This window comes from Pedococcus soli (genome assembly GCF_054782575.1).
Map to the genome: position 1 here is coordinate 408,062 of NZ_BAAGSF010000005.1, position 18,099 is coordinate 426,160.

The 18,099-nt window shown below is 70.6% G+C and carries 14 protein-coding genes; 5 read left to right on the forward strand and 9 right to left on the reverse strand.

Going from position 1 to position 18,099, the window contains the following annotated elements; all coding sequences use genetic code 11:
* Positions 1-23 precede the first annotated feature (23 nt).
* Complete coding sequence (locus ACYVKF_RS15040) at positions 24-893, forward strand: endo alpha-1,4 polygalactosaminidase (protein ID WP_460967473.1); 870 nt, start codon at positions 24-26, stop codon at positions 891-893.
* Between the two features lie 16 nt (positions 894-909).
* Here the strand turns inward: ACYVKF_RS15040 and ppgK are convergent, their stop codons facing one another.
* Together ppgK and map are read right to left on the reverse strand one after the other, a co-directional pair.
* Complete coding sequence (gene ppgK / locus ACYVKF_RS15045) at positions 910-1,692, reverse strand: polyphosphate--glucose phosphotransferase (protein ID WP_056917536.1); 783 nt, start codon at positions 1,690-1,692, stop codon at positions 910-912.
* A gap of 51 nt (positions 1,693-1,743) precedes the next feature.
* Positions 1,744-2,607: a type I methionyl aminopeptidase gene (gene map, locus ACYVKF_RS15050; RefSeq protein WP_460967475.1), complete on the reverse strand. Its 864-nt coding sequence runs from the start codon at positions 2,605-2,607 to the stop codon at positions 1,744-1,746.
* A gap of 52 nt (positions 2,608-2,659) precedes the next feature.
* On the opposite strand from map, the gene ACYVKF_RS15055 reads away from it, so the two are divergent.
* Complete coding sequence (locus tag ACYVKF_RS15055; protein WP_056917534.1) at positions 2,660-2,848, forward strand: hypothetical protein; 189 nt, start codon at positions 2,660-2,662, stop codon at positions 2,846-2,848.
* 24 nt (positions 2,849-2,872) lie between these two features.
* On the opposite strand, the gene ACYVKF_RS15060 is transcribed toward ACYVKF_RS15055, so the two are convergent.
* Complete coding sequence (locus tag ACYVKF_RS15060; RefSeq protein WP_056917533.1) at positions 2,873-3,499, reverse strand: class I SAM-dependent DNA methyltransferase; 627 nt, start codon at positions 3,497-3,499, stop codon at positions 2,873-2,875.
* Between the two features lie 86 nt (positions 3,500-3,585).
* Positions 3,586-4,593: a glucose-6-phosphate dehydrogenase (coenzyme-F420) gene (gene fgd / locus ACYVKF_RS15065; protein WP_460967478.1), complete on the reverse strand. Its 1,008-nt coding sequence runs from the start codon at positions 4,591-4,593 to the stop codon at positions 3,586-3,588.
* A 56-nt stretch (positions 4,594-4,649) separates the two neighbouring features.
* On the opposite strand from fgd, the gene ACYVKF_RS15070 reads away from it, so the two are divergent.
* The gene (locus tag ACYVKF_RS15070; RefSeq protein ID WP_460967480.1) at positions 4,650-5,942 is read left to right on the forward strand and encodes an ArgE/DapE family deacylase; all 1,293 of its coding nucleotides are present in this window, start codon (positions 4,650-4,652) and stop codon (positions 5,940-5,942) included.
* Between the two features lie 54 nt (positions 5,943-5,996).
* Here the strand turns inward: ACYVKF_RS15070 and ACYVKF_RS15075 are convergent, their stop codons facing one another.
* The 3 genes from ACYVKF_RS15075 to ACYVKF_RS15085 form a co-directional block, all read right to left on the reverse strand.
* A complete protein-coding gene (locus ACYVKF_RS15075; protein ID WP_460967481.1) occupies positions 5,997-7,055 on the reverse strand; it encodes a M36 family metallopeptidase in 1,059 nt (352 codons plus the stop codon).
* A gap of 131 nt (positions 7,056-7,186) precedes the next feature.
* Positions 7,187-8,065: a 3-methyl-2-oxobutanoate hydroxymethyltransferase gene (gene panB, locus ACYVKF_RS15080; RefSeq protein ID WP_056917529.1), complete on the reverse strand. Its 879-nt coding sequence runs from the start codon at positions 8,063-8,065 to the stop codon at positions 7,187-7,189.
* A 39-nt stretch (positions 8,066-8,104) separates the two neighbouring features.
* Positions 8,105-10,186 (reverse strand): NAD(+) synthase, encoded by a 2,082-nt coding sequence (locus ACYVKF_RS15085; RefSeq protein ID WP_460967484.1) that lies wholly within the window; start codon positions 10,184-10,186, stop codon positions 8,105-8,107.
* Between the two features lie 210 nt (positions 10,187-10,396).
* Between ACYVKF_RS15085 and ACYVKF_RS15090 the strand changes: the two genes are divergently transcribed.
* Positions 10,397-12,724 (forward strand): immune inhibitor A domain-containing protein, encoded by a 2,328-nt coding sequence (locus ACYVKF_RS15090; RefSeq protein ID WP_235529261.1) that lies wholly within the window; start codon positions 10,397-10,399, stop codon positions 12,722-12,724.
* Between the two features lie 102 nt (positions 12,725-12,826).
* On the opposite strand, the gene ACYVKF_RS15095 is transcribed toward ACYVKF_RS15090, so the two are convergent.
* Both ACYVKF_RS15095 and ACYVKF_RS15100 read right to left on the reverse strand, forming a co-directional pair.
* Positions 12,827-15,850, reverse strand: coding sequence for a S8 family serine peptidase (locus ACYVKF_RS15095; RefSeq protein ID WP_460967486.1), 3,024 nt, complete (start codon positions 15,848-15,850; stop codon positions 12,827-12,829).
* A gap of 209 nt (positions 15,851-16,059) precedes the next feature.
* Positions 16,060-16,446 carry a hypothetical protein gene (locus ACYVKF_RS15100; protein ID WP_460967488.1) on the reverse strand — a complete coding sequence of 129 codons (387 nt, stop codon included), beginning with the start codon at positions 16,444-16,446 and terminating at the stop codon, positions 16,060-16,062.
* An 86-nt stretch (positions 16,447-16,532) separates the two neighbouring features.
* Between ACYVKF_RS15100 and ACYVKF_RS15105 the strand changes: the two genes are divergently transcribed.
* Entirely contained in the window at positions 16,533-18,083 is a 1,551-nt protein-coding gene (locus ACYVKF_RS15105) for a phytoene desaturase family protein (protein ID WP_460967490.1), read from the forward strand.
* Positions 18,084-18,099: the final 16 nt, after the last annotated feature.

Genomic DNA, 18,099 nt, shown 5'->3' on the forward strand with positions numbered 1-18,099 from the left:
TCCGCGCTGTGAGGTCGGTGGTCGTGCTGGCCACCGTCACGGTGGTCGGTGCCTGCTCGACGGCGCCGGCGACCGGCGAGTCGTCCGGTCGGAGCGCGACTCCCGCGGCGACCGCGACGACCTCGGTGCGACCTTCGGGAAGCACCACCACCTCGCGGCCGGCGGCCGCGGTCCACCTGCCGCCCACGACCGGGGCGTTCGACTACCAGCTGGACGAGCCCTACCCACCTGCTGCGGGTGTCACCGTCGTGGTGCGGGACCGCGAGTCGCCGAGTCCGTCGGATCGCTACGGCGTCTGCTACGTCAACGCCTTCCAGACCCAGCCGCAGGACCGGCACGCATGGCTGAGGGACCGCGCAGCCCTCGTCGTGCGCGATGCGTCCGGTGCTCCGGTCACGGACCCCGGCTGGCCCGGCGAGCTGCTGATCGACATCGGCCGTCCAGCGCTCCGGCAGGCGGCCGCGACGGTCGTCTCCGCCCAGCTGGACTCCTGCGTCGGCCAGGGTTTCGAGGCCGTGGAGCTCGACAACCTCGACTCGTGGACCCGGTCCGGTGGGCGGCTGACGCAGGCCGACGCGGCGGCATACGCGAAGCTCCTGGTCGCGGCCGCGCACGCCCGCGGCCTCGCGGTCGCCCAGAAGAACACCGTCGAGCTGCTCGACGCACCCGGGCGACCGGCGTTCGACTTCGCGGTGACCGAGGACTGCGGCCGGTACGAGGAATGTGGTGCGTTCACCCGGGTGTACGGCACCCGGGTCCTCGACGTGGAGTACACGGACCGTGGGTTCGCCGCGGCGTGCCGGACCTCGCCGTCGGTGCGCGTGGTCCGTCGGGACCTCGAGCTGGCGGCGCCCGGTGGGGCCGGGCACGTGCTGCGCTACTGCACGCCCTGACCCGGCCCCGGGGGGACTACTTCTTGCGCCGGTCGTGCTCCTCCTGTGCGAGGTGCGCCGCCCCGATGATGCCCGCCTTGTTCTGGAGGGTCGCTGCCACGATCGGGGTCTTGAGCTCGAGCAGGGGCAGGAACTGCGCGGCGTCCTTGGAGACCCCGCCACCGACGACGAAGAGGTCCGGCCACAGCAGGGCCTCGACGTGGCTGTAGTAGCGCTGGAGCCGCTCGGCCCACTCGGGGTAGCTCAGGCCCTCCTTGTCCTTGATCGAGGAGGCCGCTCGCGACTCGGCGTCGAACCCGTCGATCTCGAGGTGGCCGAGCTCGGAGTTCGGGATGAGACGGCCGTCGAAGATCAGGGCCGAGCCGATGCCGGTGCCGAGCGTCGTCATCACGACGAGACCCTTCTGCCCCTTGGCAGCGCCGTAGTGCAGCTCCGCCACCCCGGCGGCATCTGCGTCGTTGACCAGGACGATGTCGTGGCCGAGCTTCTTCTCCAGCATCGGCTCCGCGTCGAAGTCGAGCCACGACTTGTCGATGTTGGCCGCTGAGCGCACCACACCGTGCGTGACGACGCCGGGGATGGTGACACCGATGGGGGAGTCGCCGCGGACGTCCTCGAAGTGGTCGACGATCTGGTCGATCACCTCGGCGACGGCCTCCGGGGTGGAGGTGGCCGGGGTGTCGATCCGCATCCGTTTCGAGGCGAACGACCCGGAGGACAGGTCGACGGGCGCGCCCTTGATGCCGCTGCCCCCGACGTCGATCCCGAGCGGGAGTCCCTGCGTGGCGTGCTTGGACATGGTGTGCCGCCTCCTTGCGGTCGCCGCGCCGTGCGGCGGGTGGGTGGTGCGTTACGGCAGCGTCAGGATCTCGTTGCCGTTCTCGGTGATGAGGATGGTGTGCTCGAACTGCGCCGAACGCCGGCGGTCCTTGGTGACGACCGTCCAGCCGTCGTCCCACATGTCCCAGTCCGGGGTACCGAGGTTGAGCATCGGCTCGATCGTGAAGGTCATGCCGGGCTCGATGATCGTCGCGTACGAGGGCGCGGCGTCGTAGTGGGGGATGATCAGTCCGCCGTGGAACGCGGTGCCGATCCCGTGCCCGGTGAAGTCGCGGACCACGCCGTAGCCGAAGCGCTTGGCGTAGCTCTGGATCACGCGGCCGATGATGTTGATCTCACGCCCGGGGACCGCGGCCTTGATGCCCCGCATCATCGCCTCGTGGGTGCGCTCGACCAGCTGGCGCGACTCCTCGTCGACTTCGCCGCACAGGTAGGTGGCATCGGTGTCGCCGTGAACGCCGCCGATGAACGCCGTGATGTCGATGTTGACGATGTCGCCGTCCTCGAGGGGGCGGCTGTCGGGGATGCCGTGGCAGATGACCTCGTTGACCGAGGTGCACAGCGACTTCGGGAACCCCTTGTAACCCAGTGTCGACGGGTACGCCCCGTGGTCCATGAGGAACTCGTGTCCGACCCGGTCGACCTCGTCGGTCGTCACACCGGGGGCGATGACGGCTGCAGCGGCGGCCATGGCCTGGGCGGCGATCCGGCCGGCGACGCGCATCTTCTCGATGGTCTCGGCGTCCTTGACGTCGCCGCCCTCTTCGCGCTTCGGGGCCGGCCGGTCGACGTACTCCGGTCGCTCGATGGTCGCGGGGACGGCGCGACGCGGCGACACCTCGCCCGGGGCCACGCTTGCGTAGGTCGTCGGCATACGGTGGAGTCTAGAGAGGTCCACAGATCCGTCGAGTTGGAGGGCACCCCCCATGGCTTACTGGTTCAACGTCGATACCCACCAGGTCGAGAGCGACGACGACAAGAGTCAGGGCGCCCAGCTGATGGGGCCCTACGACTCCCAGGAGGCTGCTGCGTCGGCCCTCGAGAGCGCACGGAAGAACACCGAGGACTGGGACGCCGAGGACAAGGCGTGGAACGAGGGCACCACCGAGGCCTGAGCGGCCCCCGCCTGCCGTGTCAGCTCAGTCGTTGAGGCGGTGCACCGACACGGCATACCCGCCGCCGTCCACCCACGGCGACCGCTCCCAGGTCGCGTAGCGGCGCAGGAACGACAACCCGGCGACGTCGCAGGCCCGGTCGTAGTCCGCGAGCGGCGTGACCGGACAGCCGCCGGGCAGGTGCGCGGCGTCGAGCCCGAAGCCGGCCACGAGCAGGCCGCCGGGCTGCAGGTGGGCGGCGACCCGGCCGACCGCCGCGAGGAGGGTGCCGGGGGCGAGCAGCGGCACGACGTTGCCGGCCAGGACGGCGAGCTCGAACGCCTGCGAGCGCAGCTGGAGCCGGCTGAGGTCCTGGCGCACCCAGGTCGTCGACGGGTCCCGCTGCTCGGCGACCGCGATCATGTCGGCGTCGGCGTCCACCCCGACGCAGTGGTAGCCCAGCGCGGTGAGCTGGATCGCCACGCGGCCCGTCCCGCAGCCGCCGTCGAGCACGCGCACCGGGGGAGACACGAGGGAGGCGACGAAGGCCGCCTCCCCGTGGATGTCCACGCCCTGGCCCGCCAGGTCGTCGAAGCGTTGCTGGTATGCCGTGGCAGCGCCGGGCCCGCCGGACACCTCGGACCAGCGCGTGCGGGGCTCCATCTCGGTCATGATCGTCCCTCTCGTGCCAGGCTCACCCGGTCGGTCGACCGTCCGTACCCAGCGTAGATTCGGTTGGGGCGCAAGGGAACCCGCGGTCAGCCCAACTCGCGCAAACCGGGCAGCACGCGGTCGGCGAAGGTCGTCAGGAAGCGCGACTGGTCGGCGCCCGGACCGTGGAACACCAGGTGGTTGAAACCGAGGTCGACGTACGGCTTGACCGCCGCGACGACCTCCTCGGGGTCGTCGGTGACGATCCAGCGCGACGCCACCTGCTCGTCGGGCAGCTCGTCACCGAGCCGCTCCATCTCGAGCGGGTCGCTGGTGCCGTGCTTCTGCTCGGGGGTGAGGGACAGGGCCGCCCAGAAGCGGCAGTTCGCCACGGCCTGCTCGCGGTCGGGGTCCCACGAGAGCTTGACCTCGATCATCCGGTCGAGGTCGTCGCGGGTGCGGTCGGACTTGGCCAGGCCCTCGTCCACGGCCGGCAGCAGCTTGTCGCGGTAGAGCTCCTCGCCCTTGCCGGAGGTGCAGATGAAGCCGTCACCCGCGCGGCCCGCGTAGCGGGCGACGAGCGGCCCGCCGGCGGCGACGTAGACGGGCACCGGCTGGTCGGGCTTGTCGTAGATCGTCGCGTCGGTGGTCCGGTAGTACTCGCCCTCGAAGGTGACCCGGTCCTCGGTCCAGAGCAGGCGCATGAGCGTCACCGCCTCCCGGAGCCGCGCGAACCGTTCCTTGAACTCCGGCCACTCGTCCACCGAGCCGACGACGACCTCGTTGAGGGCCTCGCCCGTCCCGATGCCGAGCATGACCCGGCCGGGTTGGAGGGAGCCGAGGGTGCCGAACGCCTGGGCGACGACCGCCGGGTTGTAGCGGAAGGTGGGGGTCATCACCGAGGTCCCGAGCTGCACCCGCTCGGTGCGCTCACCGAGGGCAGCGAGCCAGGCGAGCGAGAACGGAGCGTGGCCGCCGTGGTGCCGCCACGGCTGGAAGTGGTCCGAGACCATCACGCTGTCGAGGCCCACCTGCTCGGCCTGGACGGCGAACTCCAGCAGGTCGCGGGGGGAGAACTGTTCGGCGGAGGCCTTGTACCCGATGCGCAGCGTCATGACCCCACCGTAGGCTGCGGCCCCTCGGCCCGCGCGGGCCGTGGCAGGCTCGCGCCATGACGTCCCCACTGCAGGCCCCGACCGAGCAGGAGCGCCGCGTCCTCTCGGCCGTCGACACCGACGCGCTCCTGGCTGACCTCGCGGCGCTCGTGGCGTTCGCCCCGGTGGGTGGGAGTGCCGGTGAGGTGGCCGTGCAGCGTTGGTGCGCCGGGCGCCTCCGCGAGCTGGGCCTGCACGTCACCGAGTGGGACGTCGACCTCGCGGCGGAGGCGGCCCACCCGGACTTCCCCGGCATGGAGGTGGCACGAGATGCGGTCGTCGGCGTGGTCGGCACCTGGGGACCGGCCGGCCGGGACGACCTCCCCGCACTCGCCCTGTGCGGGCACACGGACGTCGTGCCGGTCGAGGACCCCGCCCGGTGGCGGACCGATCCCTTCGTCCTGGGTGTGGCCGGTGGCACGGCTGCGGGACGCGGAAGCTGCGACATGCTCGGCGGCGTCGCCTCGATCCTGGCGGCCGTCCGGGCCCTGACGACGGTGGGCGTGACGCCGACCCGCTCCCTTGCGGTGCACCTCGTCAGCGGGGAGGAGGACGGGGGAGTGGGTGCGTTCGCCACCCTCCGCGCCGGGCACCTCGCCGACGCCTGCCTCATCGCCGAGCCGACGGGTGGTGCGGTCATCCCCACGAACGCAGGCTCCCTGACCTTCCGGCTCGAGGTCGACGGCCGCGCGGCCCACGGGTCGACCCGCACCGTGGGCGAGAGTGCCCTCGACCACCTGGCTGCGGTGCAGGACTGCCTGCGAGACCTGGAGGCGACCCGGAACGCGGACGCACCAGCCGCGTTCGCCCACCTCGACCTGGTCGCGCCCATCTCCATCGGGATCGTGCGCGCTGGCACGTGGGCGAGCACCGTGCCCGACCTGCTGGTCGCCGAGGGGCGGTACGGCGTGCTGCCCGGAGAGCCGCTCGACGCGGCCAGGCGGGTGTTCGAGGACTCGATCGTGCAGCTCGGAGAAAGAAATCGGTGGCTGGCCGAGCACCCCGTCCGCGTGACCTGGCCCGGTGGTGCGTTCGCCTCCGGAACGCTGCCGGAGGGCCACGCCCTGCTGGGCGAGACGGTGGAGGCGGCGGTGCACGCTGGGGCCGCGGCTCCCCGCGTGGAGGGTGCGCCGTACGGCTCGGACCTGCGGCACTACGCCGCCCAGGGGGTGCCGACCCTGCAGTTCGGTCCGGGGGAGCTGCGCCACGCCCACGCGGTGGACGAGTCGGTGGCGGTCGACGAGCTCGTGGACTGTGCGCGCACCTACGCCCTCCTGGCGTTGCGGCGGTGCGGGGCCACCACCCCCTGACGTCCCGCTCCGGCGACGGCGGCACCCCGTCGCCGGGTCAGGGCGACGACGCGGCTAGAACCTGATGCCGCGAGCGGCGAACCGGTCCTTCACCAGGGCCGCAGCGGCTGCGCCGTCCTTGGCGAGGGCCTCGGCATACGTGGCCTTCGCGGCTGCGGAGAAGCTCGTGCCGGGGGCGTAGGAGAACTGGCTGTTGACCAGGGTGCGGTCCCAGGCCGCACTGGTCTTCCCCATCGCCTGGTAGCCCTTGCGGATCTCCCAGAGCGCCTGGCTCCAGATCTGGCCGTCGTAGTGGACCTCGCCCTGCTTGTCGGCGACCGTGAGGCCCAGGTCGAACCGGCGGATGCAGTGGGGTGCGCCCGTGTACGAGGTCGAGTCCCAGTCCATCGGGCAGGCCTCCTCGGCCTTGACCGGCCACCCGTACTGCTTCGCCGCGGCCAGCCCGACCGACACGGCGAGGTAGTCGCCGAAGGACTCACCGATCGCCCCGGCCTCCTCGCTGGTGCCGTAGCCGGGGACCTGGGAGGCGTGCACGGCGTGGCCGTACTCGTGGACGATCACCTCGGCGTCCTCAGCGTCGTCGACGCCCCCCTTGCCCAGCCGCACCCGGTAGGGCTTGTCGGTCTGGTAGGAGTTGTCGCCGCCGTACTGGTCCACCTTCACGTCGAACGACTGGTGCACGATGCCCGGCAACGTCGACCCGAACCCGAGCGACTGCAGGTACTCCTGCGCCTGGTTCACCCAGAAGTAGGCCATCACCTGCTCGAACTGGTCCTGGTGCCGGGTGTAGGTGAACGTGTTGGTGGCGCTGTAGGCAGGGGTCCCCGTGGCCGACTGGACCGTCACCCAGGACCCGCGGAGATACCCGGAGCCGTCGAGATTGCGCAGGGCGACCTTCGCGTAGGCCGACGCCGGGACGGCCGCGTCCGAGTCCTTCTGGTCGGTGAGCGACTGGTCGCCGGAGGACTGCACGGGGTTGACCATGAAGACCGAGCCGGACCCGGTCGTGGTGCTCGCGGCCCTGGTCGCCTGGGCCGGTCCGGCAGCGAGACAGAGGGCGAGGGCGGTCACGCCGAGTGCGGCCAGGGTCGTGGTGCGTCGGTGAGGGGTCACGAAGGTCCTCCGATGACGAGGTGGGGCGGACCCGGTCCGAGTCCTCGGAGGGACGCTAGCCGCGCAGGACGCTCCTCGGCTCCTACCGTTGCGCGATCTTTCGCGGATCCACCCGGCAGCAGCGCCGGTGCCTACTCGGAGAAGGAGTGCTCCGCCGCCGGGAACGCCCCGCTGGCGACGTCCGCGGCATACGCGGCGGCAGCGCGGCCGAGCTCGCCCCGGAGGTCGGCGTACTTCTTGACGAACCGGGGTGCCTTGCCGCCCCGGAGGCCGGCCATGTCCTGCCAGACCAGGACCTGCGCGTCGCACTCGGGCCCGGCACCGATCCCGATCGTGGGGATCGACAGGACCTCGGTGACGCGGGCGGCCAGCGGCGCCGGCACCATCTCCATGACGACGGCGAAGCACCCGGCCTCCTGCAGGGCCAGCGCGTCCTCGACGAGCCGGTCGGCGGTGTCGCCGCGGCCCTGCACCTTGTACCCACCCAGGACGTGCTCGCTCTGCGGGGTGAACCCGATGTGCCCCATGACGGGGATGCCCGCCCGGACGAGCAGCTCGACCTCGGGAACCATGGGCGCACCGCCCTCGAGCTTCACGGCGTGCGCCATGCCCTCCTTCATGAACCGCGTCGCGGTGGCGAGGGCCTGCTGGGGGCTGGCCTGGTAGGAGCCGAACGGCAGGTCCGCGACGACCATGGCGCGTCGGGCCGCCGAGGTGACCGCACGCACGAGGGGCACGAGGTGGTCGACGGTGACGGGCACGGTCGTCTCGAACCCGTACACGTTGTTGCCGGCCGAGTCGCCGACGAGCAGCACCGGGATGCCGGCCTCGTCGAAGATCTCGGCGGAGTACATGTCGTAGGCGGTGAGCATCGCCCACTTCTCGCCGCGCACCTTCATGGCCTGCAGGTGCGGGATGCGCACTCGCCGCTGGGGCGCGGCCTGCACCCCGGTGCCGTAGGGAGCGGTGACCTCGGAGGAGGCCGTGGGGGAGGTGGGCTGGTCGCTCATGCCCGCATCCTATGCAGGGCAGCGGGTGCGGGCCCCGACTCAGGCCTTCGGGACGTGGCGCTCGATCTCGGCCAGCCACGCGGTCGCACGGGCGTCCGAGGGCATGCGCCAGTCACCGCGCGGCGACATCGTGCCGCCCTGGCTGACCTTCGGCCCGTTGGGCAGCGCGGACCGCTTGAACTGGTTGGCGAAGAACCGGGTCACGAAGACCTCCAGCCAGTGCCGGATCTCGCCGAGGTCGTATGCCGTGTGCCGGCTCTCGGGGTAGCCCGCCGGCCACTGGCCGACCTGGGCGTCGTGCCAGGCGTGCCACGCGAGGAACGCGATCTTGCTCGGCCGGTAGCCGCGGCGGACGACGTGGAAGAGGGTGAAGTCCTGCAACGCGTACGGCCCCACCGAGTCCTCCGTTGACTGGATTCGCTCGCCCTCCTTGGTCGGCACGAGCTCGGGGCTGATCTCCTGGTCGAGGATCTCGGTGAGCGTCGCGTTGACCTCGCCCTCGAACTGCCCGCTCGAGACGACCCAGCGGATCAGGTGCTGCATCAACGTCTTCGGCACCCCGCTGTTGACGCCGTAGTGCGACATCTGGTCGCCGACGCCGTAGGTGCACCAGCCGAGGGCGAGCTCGGACAGGTCGCCGGTCCCGAGGACGATCCCGCCGCGCTGGTTGGCCGCACGGAAGAGGTAGTCCGTGCGCAGGCCGGCCTGGACGTTCTCGAAGGTCACGTCGTAGACCTCCTCGCCCCGACCGAACGGATGGCCGAGGTCCCGCAGCATCTGCGTCGCGGCGGGGCGGATGTCGAGCTCCTCCCACGTCGTGCCGAGCGACTCCATGAGGTGGAGGGCGTTCTTCTTCGTGCCCTCGCTCGTGGCGAAGCCGGGCATCGTCAGGCAGACGATGTCGGTACGGGGGCGACCGAGCCGGTCCATCGCCTTGGCCGCGACAATGAGGGCGTGCGTCGAGTCGAGCCCGCCGCTGACCCCGATGACGATCTTGGGCTGCCACGTGTCCGTGGCCATGGCGCGCAGCCGCTGCTCGAGCCCCGAGACCTGGATGTTGTAGGCCTCGTAGCAGTCGAGCGCCAGCCGCTCGGCGTCGTCGGGGACGAACGGGAAGCGGTCGACCTTTCGGCGCAGGCCGATGTCGGTGCGTGGCGGGTTGAGCGTGAACTCCCTGACCCGCACCGGGTTTCCATCACCCAGCAGCGTCGCGGCGTGGCGGTTGTCGTCGAAGGAGCCCTGCCGGATCCGCTCCTGGCGCAGCCGGTCGAGGTCCACGTCGACGACGGTGGCCTGCGGACCGCGCGGGAAGCGCTCGGTCTCGCCGAGGAGGTCACCCATCTCGTAGACCATCGTCATGCCGTCCCACGAGAGGTCGGTCGTCGACTCCCCGCTGGAGGCGGCGGCATACAGGTAGGCGGCGTTGCACCGCACGCTCGCCGAACGGGCCAGCAGGTGCCGGTCCTCGGCGCGGGAGACGGTGATGGGGGAGGCGGACAGGTTGAGCAGGATCGTGGCTCCCTGCAACGCCGCTCGTGAGCTCGGGGGCACCGGGACCCACATGTCCTCGCAGACCTCCGCGTGGACGGCGAGCCCGGGCAGGTCGACGGCCTCGAAGACGAGGTCCGTCCCGAACATGACGTCGCCGTCCTCGTCGGCTCCCGGCCAGTGCGGCACGTGCAGGTGCTGGTCCTGCAGCTCGGCGCCCGAGGCGAACCAGCGCTTCTCGTAGAACTCCCGGTAGTTGGGCAGGGCCGCCTTCGGGGCCACTCCGAGGACCTCGCCACCCTGGATGACGACGGCGCAGTTGTAGAGCCGGTTCCCGTGTCGCAGGGGCGCCCCCACCACGATCACGGGGCGCAGCTTCGCGCTGGCGCGGGCGAGCTCGACCACCGCGGCGTCGACCGCGTCGAGCAGCACGTCCTGGAGGAAGAGGTCGTCGATGGCGTAGCCGGAGAGGCTGAGCTCGGGGAACACGGCGACGGCGACACCCTCGTCGTGCAGGGTCCTGGCCTGTTGGAGGATCGCCGCGGCGTTGGCCGCCGGGTCCGCCATCGTCACCGGCGTGGTGCAGGCCGCGACACGCGCGAAGCCCTGGTCGTAGGCCGAGGAGAAGTTCACGGGCGAGAGTCTAGGGAGCCCGTGTCCAGCCGCTGCGATGTGACCTGGCTCACCATGTTCGTTAACACGTCGCCCATCGGCCGAACGGGTGAATTTCTTTACGCTTTCCTGACCAATCCGGACAATCCGCCAGACCTGATCCCGTGTTTGGCTCGCCCTTGTGTGTGCCGGACCCAGGTGCACACGTGGTGAACGTCAATTGGAGGATCAGTGAAGAGACGTTACGTCAGCGTTCTCTCGGGGGTGGCCGTCGCGGCCGTCGCCATGAGTGTGGCTTCCGCCCCTGCGCAGGCAAAACCTGCCCCGGTGGTGGCCAAGGACCCGAACTACACGAACCGGCCGCACGACCTGCCGAACCCGCTCGGTGACGCCCAGCGCGACCTGCGCGAGGAGGCCGTCAACCAGCTCATCAAGGGCGAGGCGACCACCGAGACCCGTGGTGGCCAGCGCGTCATCAAGGTCAAGGGCAGCAAGAACGCCGCGGCCCGCGGTACGAAGGCGGCCAAGGACAAGTACGTCTCGTGGCCGGTCAACCGCGAGGAGGACATCTTCACTGTCCTCGCCGACTTCGGCTCCAAGACCAAGACGACCACCGGTGGCACCGCCGGCCCGGTCCACAACCAGATCCCGGCCCCCGACCGCAAGTGGGACGGCAGCAAGACGGACGACAACTCGACCTACTGGACCAAGGACTTCAACCGCCAGCACTACCTGGACATGATGTTCGGCGAGGGCGAGTCGTTCAAGGACTTCTACACCAAGCTCTCCAACGGTCGCTTCCTCGCCAAGGGTGACGTCTCCAACTGGGTCTCCGTGCCCTACAACGAGGCCGCCTACGGCAGCAACAAGCAGAGCGACGCCGCGGGTTACTGGCCGTTCATCGCCGACACCGCGACCGCTTGGTACAACGACCAGAAGGCCCAGGGCAAGACCGACGCCCAGATCAAGTCCTACCTGTCGCAGTTCGACAAGATCGACCGCTACGACTACGACGGCGACGGCAACTTCAACGAGCCCGACGGCTACATCGACCATTTCCAGGCCATCCACGCCGGTGAGGGCGAGGAAGCCGGTGGCGGCGCCCAGGGCGAGGACGCCATCTGGTCGCACCGCTGGTACGCCTACTCGAACAACCAGGGCAAGACCGGCCCCGCCGGAAACCTGCTCGGCGGTGTGCCGCTCGGCAACTCGGGCATGTGGATCGGTGACTACACGACCGAGCCGGAGAACGGTGGCCTCGGTGTGTTCGCGCACGAGTTCGGTCACGACCTCGGTCTGCCGGACCTGTACGACACCGCGGGTGGCGACAACGGCACCGGCTTCTGGACGCTGATGTCCGGTGGTTCGTGGCTCAACAAGGGCACCGACTCGATCGGCACCACGCCCGGCAACATGGGCGCCTGGGAGAAGCTGCAGCTCGGCTGGCTGGACTACCAGCAGGTCAACCACGGCTTCGACCGCGACGTGAAGATCGGCCCGGCCGACCGCGACGACGCCAAGCTGCCGCAGGCCCTGCTCGTCAACCTGCCGGACAAGACTGTCACCACGACCTACAACAAGCCGCACAGCGGTTCGTTCGAGTGGTGGGGCGGTTCGGCTGACGGCCTCAACTCCACGTTGGCCCGCACCATCGACCTGACCGGCAAGAAGTCCGCGTCGATCTCGGCCTGGCTGCAGTACAACATCGAGCAGGACTACGACGCCCTCTACGCCGAGGTGTCGACCAACGGTGGCGGCTCGTGGGAGCAGGTCGGCGGACTCGTCGACGGCCCGGCCGGCAACGCTGGTCTGACGCCGTGGGCCCAGAAGACCTGGGACCTGTCGAAGTACGCGGGCCAGAACATCACCTTCCGGTTCCGCTACGCCACCGACGGTGGCCTGCACTACGAGGGCCCGTTCCTCGACGACATCGCCGTCACCGCTGACGGTGCGAACGTCCTCACGGACACCGTCGAGAACGGTGACAACGGTTGGACCGCCAACGGGTTCAAGCGCACGGGTGGCTCGACCTCCGAGGTCGTGCAGCACTACTACCTCGCCGAGAACCGCGTCTACAACGGGTACGACAAGACCCTCAAGACCGGCCCGTACAACTTCGGCTGGTCCAACACCCGTCCCGACTGGGTGGAGCGCTTCCCGTACCAGAACGGCCTGCTCGTGACGTACGTCGACGGCCAGTACGGCGACAACAACACCAGCGTGCACCCCGGCCACGGCCAGGTGCTCCCGGTGGACGCGCGCTACCTGCCGGTCAAGTTCCCGAACGGCACCCTGCTCGGCAACCGTCGTCAGCCGTTCGACGCCACCTTCGGGCAGGAGAAGACCGACGCGGTCACCTTCCACATGAACGGTGTGCCGACCACGGTCAAGTCGAGCAAGGCGATCCCGACGTTCTACGACCTCGACAAGAAGAAGTACTGGACTGCGGACAACCCGCAGAACTCGGTCCAGGTCGCCGGCTCGGGCACCAAGATCACGGTGGCCAAGACGACGAACAACGCGCAGGACATGCTGCTCAAGGTCCGCTTCGACCGCTGAGTGCTCTGACCTGATCGTCAGCTCCAGTGAGGCCCCGGGATCGATTGATCCCGGGGCCTCGCTTGCTGGTGCTGTCGGCCACCGCCAGGTGGCCCGGTCAGGTCATCCCGTCACGGACACCACGGTCGTGGCCACCCCCACTCCGCCGATGGCGTGGCTGACCGTGCCCAGGTAGTCGGTCCCGGCGGTGAGGCCGGACCAGGCCAGACCGACGGTGGTGCTGCCACCGACCGTTGCGGTCACGGGACTGCCCGAGGTCACCTGGAGGCTGCCGCCGGTGGCGTCAGGAACCAGCCAGCTGCGCAGGTCGTACGCCGTGCCCGGCGTCCCGACGGCCCAGCCGTGGACCACCATCGTGTAGGTGCCGTCAGCCGGGTTCTCCAGGGTGATCTCCTCGTTGGTCCCACCGTTGGTGCTCTGGGCGACGATGCTGCCGTCAGGACCACGCAGGTAGAGGTCGAGGTCGGTGGCGCCGGGGAGCACCAGTGACCACCGGGCGAGGTTGACGCCGCTCACGGTGAAGGGGATCTGGTCGACGCCCGAGCCGTCGTCGGCACTCGGGTACGTCTGGTCGGGATCCTGGTCGATGGTCCCGTTGGTGTCCGTCGCAGGCACCAGTCCGTGCGGGGTGGCCGTGTACGCGCCGGCCCGCCCGAACTGCACGGGGATCGATGCCGTGCCTGACGTGCCCGTGCCCGAGACGGTGGCCGGCGTCGCGATGTCCACGCCCTTGACCGCGATGGCGCTGCGCACGGCATACCCGCTGCCTACCCAGGTGAGCGAACCGAACCGCCACTCGCCCGACGGAGCCTGCCCCCCGTTGGTGAGGGTGACGGTGAACGTCGCCGACTCGTCGGGTGCGAGCCGCAGGGTCGACGGCGTGACCTTGACCGAGTACCCGGGCGGGGCGCTCGACCGGGCCGTGAACGTGGCCTTCTTGCCGGACACGTTGGTGACCGTCCGGGTGACCGTGGTCGCCCCGGGGACGGCCTCTGCGCCGATGGAGGCGTAGTTGAGGTCGGACGCCACCGTCGGGACACCTGCCGCCCGGAGGCTGGCACAGGTGGCATCCGGATTGCTGAACGCCTCCGGTCCCTCGGCGCACAGGAAGCCGAGGTAGTCCAGGAACCCGGCGTCGTAGACCAGTCCCGGTCGGAACGCGGATCCCTTCTCGCCCGGCTCACCGACCACGGCCAGACCGGCGCCCATGGCGAACGGCCCGGCCTGGGTCCTGCGGTCGTTGTCGCGGACGCGGGTGTCGGCGGTCGTCATCAGGGCCGACTTGGCGGCGGCGGCCGACCAGTCCGGGTGCGCCTGCTTGAGCAGGGCGTAGGAGCCCGCGACGACCGGCCCGGACATCGAGGTCCCGGCGATGGCCTGGAAGAGCTCACCGGCCGGCTGGGTGCCGGGCGACGGGAACGGCGTGTTGCCGGCCATGATCTGGACACCCGGCGCGCTGATGTCGGGCTTGATGATGTCGCCCGACGTGGGGTTCTCGCCACGGCTGGAGAAGCTCGCGACCGTCGGGGTCGGGAACGGAGCCTTGCTGATGCCACCGTTGACGAGGCTGCCGACCGGGTGCGCAGTCGAGTTCACCCAGGCGCGGATCGCGGTGCCCGGGGAGTTGTCCACCATCACCGTCGGGACGAAGAAGTTGTCCGTGAAGATGTTGTCCACGTCGTTCTGGTTGTAGAGCACCATGCCGATGCCGCCGGCGCGCTGGACCTCGAAGCTCTTCTCGATCCGACCGTTGGTGCCGCGACCGCAGAGCACGATCTTGCCGGTCACCTTGGCGGGGTCGAGGGTGCCGGCGAGGCAGAGGTCGGAGCCGGCAGATCCGGCGCGGGCACCGTCGACGAACTCGGCCCTGGCCGTTCCCCTGGTCACCGATCCGCCCACGTAGCTGCGTCCGTTGCCGAGCTTGACGACCCCCTTGTAGAAGGTCGGGTAGGTCGTGGCTCCGACGCCGGTCACCCACGGCACGTCTGCGGGACCACCGATCGTCGCAGCACCGGGTCCGGAGTTGCCGGCCGACACCGCGGTGAAGACGTCGGCGTCCGCCGCGAAGAGGAAGGCGATGGTGTCGGCGCTGACGGTCTGTGCGCCGCCACCGATCGAGTAGTTGATGACGTCCACGCCGTCGGCGACGGCCTGGTCGATCGCGTCCGCGAGGTCGGAGGTGAAGCCACCGAGGTCTCCGAGCGCCTTGTAGGCGATCACCTGGGCGTCGGGGGCGATGCCCGAGACGACGCCCTTGCCGACGCCGAAGATGCTGGCGCGGACGTTGCCGTTGCCGGCGGCGGTCGATGCCGTGTGGGTGCCGTGGCCCTCGTTGTCACGGGCAGAGTCGAACTCGTGCGCCTCGAGACCCTGGTTGGCCTTGTAGGTGTCGAGGAACTCGCGGGCTCCGACGAGCTTGTTGTTGCAGGCGAAGGGCTTGTCGTTGGGGTTCCAGGCTGTGTTGCCGAAGGCGCAGGCGGAACGCTCGGCGGTGTCGAACACCGGTGCGGCGGGAAGTCCCGGCCTGGCGGCGAAGCTGGGGTGCTCGGGCCAGATGCCGGTGTCGATGACCCCGACGAGGACGCCCTTGCCGGTGATCCCCCGGGCATAGGCGTCACCCTTGCCGGTCAGGCCGAGGAACCTGTTGAGGCCGTTGACGGACAGGCCCCGCCCGTCGTCGTGGCCCCGCGAGTCGCTGGCGACCGCCGTGGGCTGTCGCAGCTCGTCCGGCAGGACCAGCGCCACGCCGGGGTCGCGGGCGATCTTCTCGGCGCTGCGAAGGCTGGTGCGCACGGCGAACCCGTTGACGGCGTTGCTGTAGTCGGTGGTCCTCTGGGTGGTGGAGACACCGGCGCGCTTGAGCACCGCGTCGTGGGTCGCCCGCAGAGCGGCCTTGCGTTCCCGTCCCCGGGGGGTGCCCAGGTCCTTGACCTTCATCGAACGCACGAGCGGGTCTGCCTTCATGACGACGATGTAGCTGCCCGTCGCGCTCTTGGTGACACTCGGTACGACCGAGCTCTTTGCCGGGGACGCCGACGTGGGCGACGCGGTCGCCGCCCAGCTCGGTGTCGTGGCCATGCACAGCGCCGCAGCCGCGGCCCCTGCCATTGCAATGATGCGCCTCACGACAACACTCCTCCCGTCCGGCTCACCACCGGACACGGCCAACAGGTGGCGGGGTCTCGCGAAGGGCCGTCGGGACGGTCACACGTGCCCCGTGCCGGAATGTATGCCCGGAAGGAGTTCGAGCACATCCCCCGCCGCTGCACTTTCTTGCGTGACCACGGTGCGGTCGACCCCGACCTGCGGCGGACGGAGGGTACGGGGGCGACCGCTCAGCCGTCGCAGAGGAAGATGGGGCGACCTCCGCCGCCGTGAAAGTGGAAGACGCGTCCGCCCGCGCGGAGGCGGACGTACGCCCCGTCGACCGGCCCCTGGGCATACGACCGGTCGGGCTGGGGGCACCCGCACGAGCTGTCCGACCAGGTCACCGATGCCGCAACCTCCACCACCACCTCGTCCGGTGGGACCCCCACCCGGTCCGCCAGGTCCGTGACGGCACGGTCGATGAGGGGCTGCAACGAGGCATCCACGCCGTCGACCTCCAGGGGTCGTCGTGACGGACGGCGTCCCGGCAGCCCGGCGCGCGGGCGCACTGCGGCCCTCAGGGCGTCGCCGTCCGGCGGCGTGGTCTCGTCGCGTCGACCCGAGGGGCGGCTCACCGTCCCACCGTAGGCCCTGACGCAGGGGCGGCCGGGCGGACCGGGTGCCGGACTCCGCCTGCTCGACAGCCCGTAGGCTCGGCGCCGTGAACTACGACGACGTCGTCATCGGTGCCGGCCACAACGGGCTCACCGCCGCCGCCTACCTCGCCCGAGCCGGCCGAAAGGTCCTCGTGCTCGAGGCTGCCGACCACGTGGGGGGCGCGGCCGTGTCTGCCCAGGCCTTCCCCGGCGTGGACGCCCGCCTCTCGCGGTACTCCTACCTCGTCTCGCTCCTGCCCAAGCAGGTGATGACCGACCTCGACCTCGACGTCCGGCTGATCCGTCGCCGGTACTCCTCCTTCACCCCTGTGCCGGCCGACCCCGCCCGCGGTCTGCTGGTCGACCACGGCGACCCGGGCGCGACCGCCTCGGGCTTCGCCGCGCTCACGGGTGGTGCCGGCGAGCACACCGCCTGGGACGACTTCTACGGTCGCGTGCAGCGCCTCGCGGAGAAGGTCTTCCCGACGGTCCTCGAACCCCTGCGGACCGAGGACGACCTCGCCGCCCTCGTGGGCGACGACGAGCTCTGGCAGGCGTTGGTGCGCCGTCCGCTCGGCGAGGTGCTCGAGGCGACGTTCACCGACGACACCGTGCGCGGGATCGTGGCCACCGACGCGCTCATCGGCACCTTCGCCGACCTGCGCGGTGACGACCTGCGGCAGAACGTCTGCTTCCTCTACCACCTGATCGGTGGCGGCACGGGCGACTGGGACGTCCCGGTCGGGGGGATGGGCGCCGTCACCGACGGCCTCGCGCGCGCTGCCGTCGCCGCCGGTGCCGAGATCCGCACGGGGACAAGGGTGCTCGCCCTCGACCCCGAAGGGGAGGTCCGCTGGGACGGCGGCTCCGCGACGGCCTCGACCATCCACGCGGCCTGCGCACCGGTGGTGCTCAACCGACTGCTCGAGGCCGCGGGGGCAGACCCCGTCGAGACGGAGGCCGAACCCGAAGGGGCCCAGCTCAAGGTCAACATGCTGCTCTCACGGCTGCCCCGCCTGCGCGACTCCTCCGTGGACCCGACCGGGGCGTTCGCCGGGACCTTCCACATCAACGAGGGCTACACCCAGCTCCAGGACTCGTATGCCGCGGCGGCGGCCGGGCGCGTGCCCGACCTGCCGCCGTGCGAGATCTACTGCCACAGCCTCTCCGACCGTTCGATCCTCGGTGCCGAGCTCGCCGCCACCGACGCCCAGACGCTGACGCTGTTCGGCCTGCACCTGCCTGCCCGCCTCTTCCGGGGCAGTGCGGAGGAGCACGACGCCGCCAAGGACCTCGCCCTGGCCCGCATCCTGGAGTCGTTGAACTCGGTGCTGGCCGAGCCCATCCAGGACGTGCTGCTCCGGGACGGTGACGGGGCGTTCTGCCTGGAGGCCCGCACCCCGGTCGAGCTCGAGGCGGACCTGGGGCTGCCGGGCGGCAACATCTTCCACCGCTCCCTGCAGTGGCCCTGGGCCGAGCAGGCGAGCGAGGTCGGCACGTGGGGCGTCGAGACCCGGCACCCCAGGGTGCGCATCGCGGGCGCCGGCGCTCGCCGCGGTGGCGGCGTCAGCGGCATACCGGGCCACAACGCTGCGCAGTCGGTTCTCGCCAGCTGAACACCACGGTGGTGCG

Bases quoted from the DNA above. Each gene is read 5' to 3' on its own strand.
- ppgK (WP_056917536.1), bottom strand. From the start codon at position 1,692: ATGTCCAAGCACGCCACGCAGGGACTCCCGCTCGGGATCGACGTCGGG.
- map (WP_460967475.1), bottom strand. From the start codon at position 2,607: ATGCCGACGACCTACGCAAGCGTGGCCCCGGGCGAGGTGTCGCCGCGT.
- ACYVKF_RS15055 (WP_056917534.1), top strand. From the start codon at position 2,660: ATGGCTTACTGGTTCAACGTCGATACCCACCAGGTCGAGAGCGACGAC.
- ACYVKF_RS15060 (WP_056917533.1), bottom strand. From the start codon at position 3,499: ATGACCGAGATGGAGCCCCGCACGCGCTGGTCCGAGGTGTCCGGCGGG.
- fgd (WP_460967478.1), bottom strand. From the start codon at position 4,593: ATGACGCTGCGCATCGGGTACAAGGCCTCCGCCGAACAGTTCTCCCCC.
- ACYVKF_RS15070 (WP_460967480.1), top strand. From the start codon at position 4,650: ATGACGTCCCCACTGCAGGCCCCGACCGAGCAGGAGCGCCGCGTCCTC.
- panB (WP_056917529.1), bottom strand. From the start codon at position 8,065: ATGAGCGACCAGCCCACCTCCCCCACGGCCTCCTCCGAGGTCACCGCT.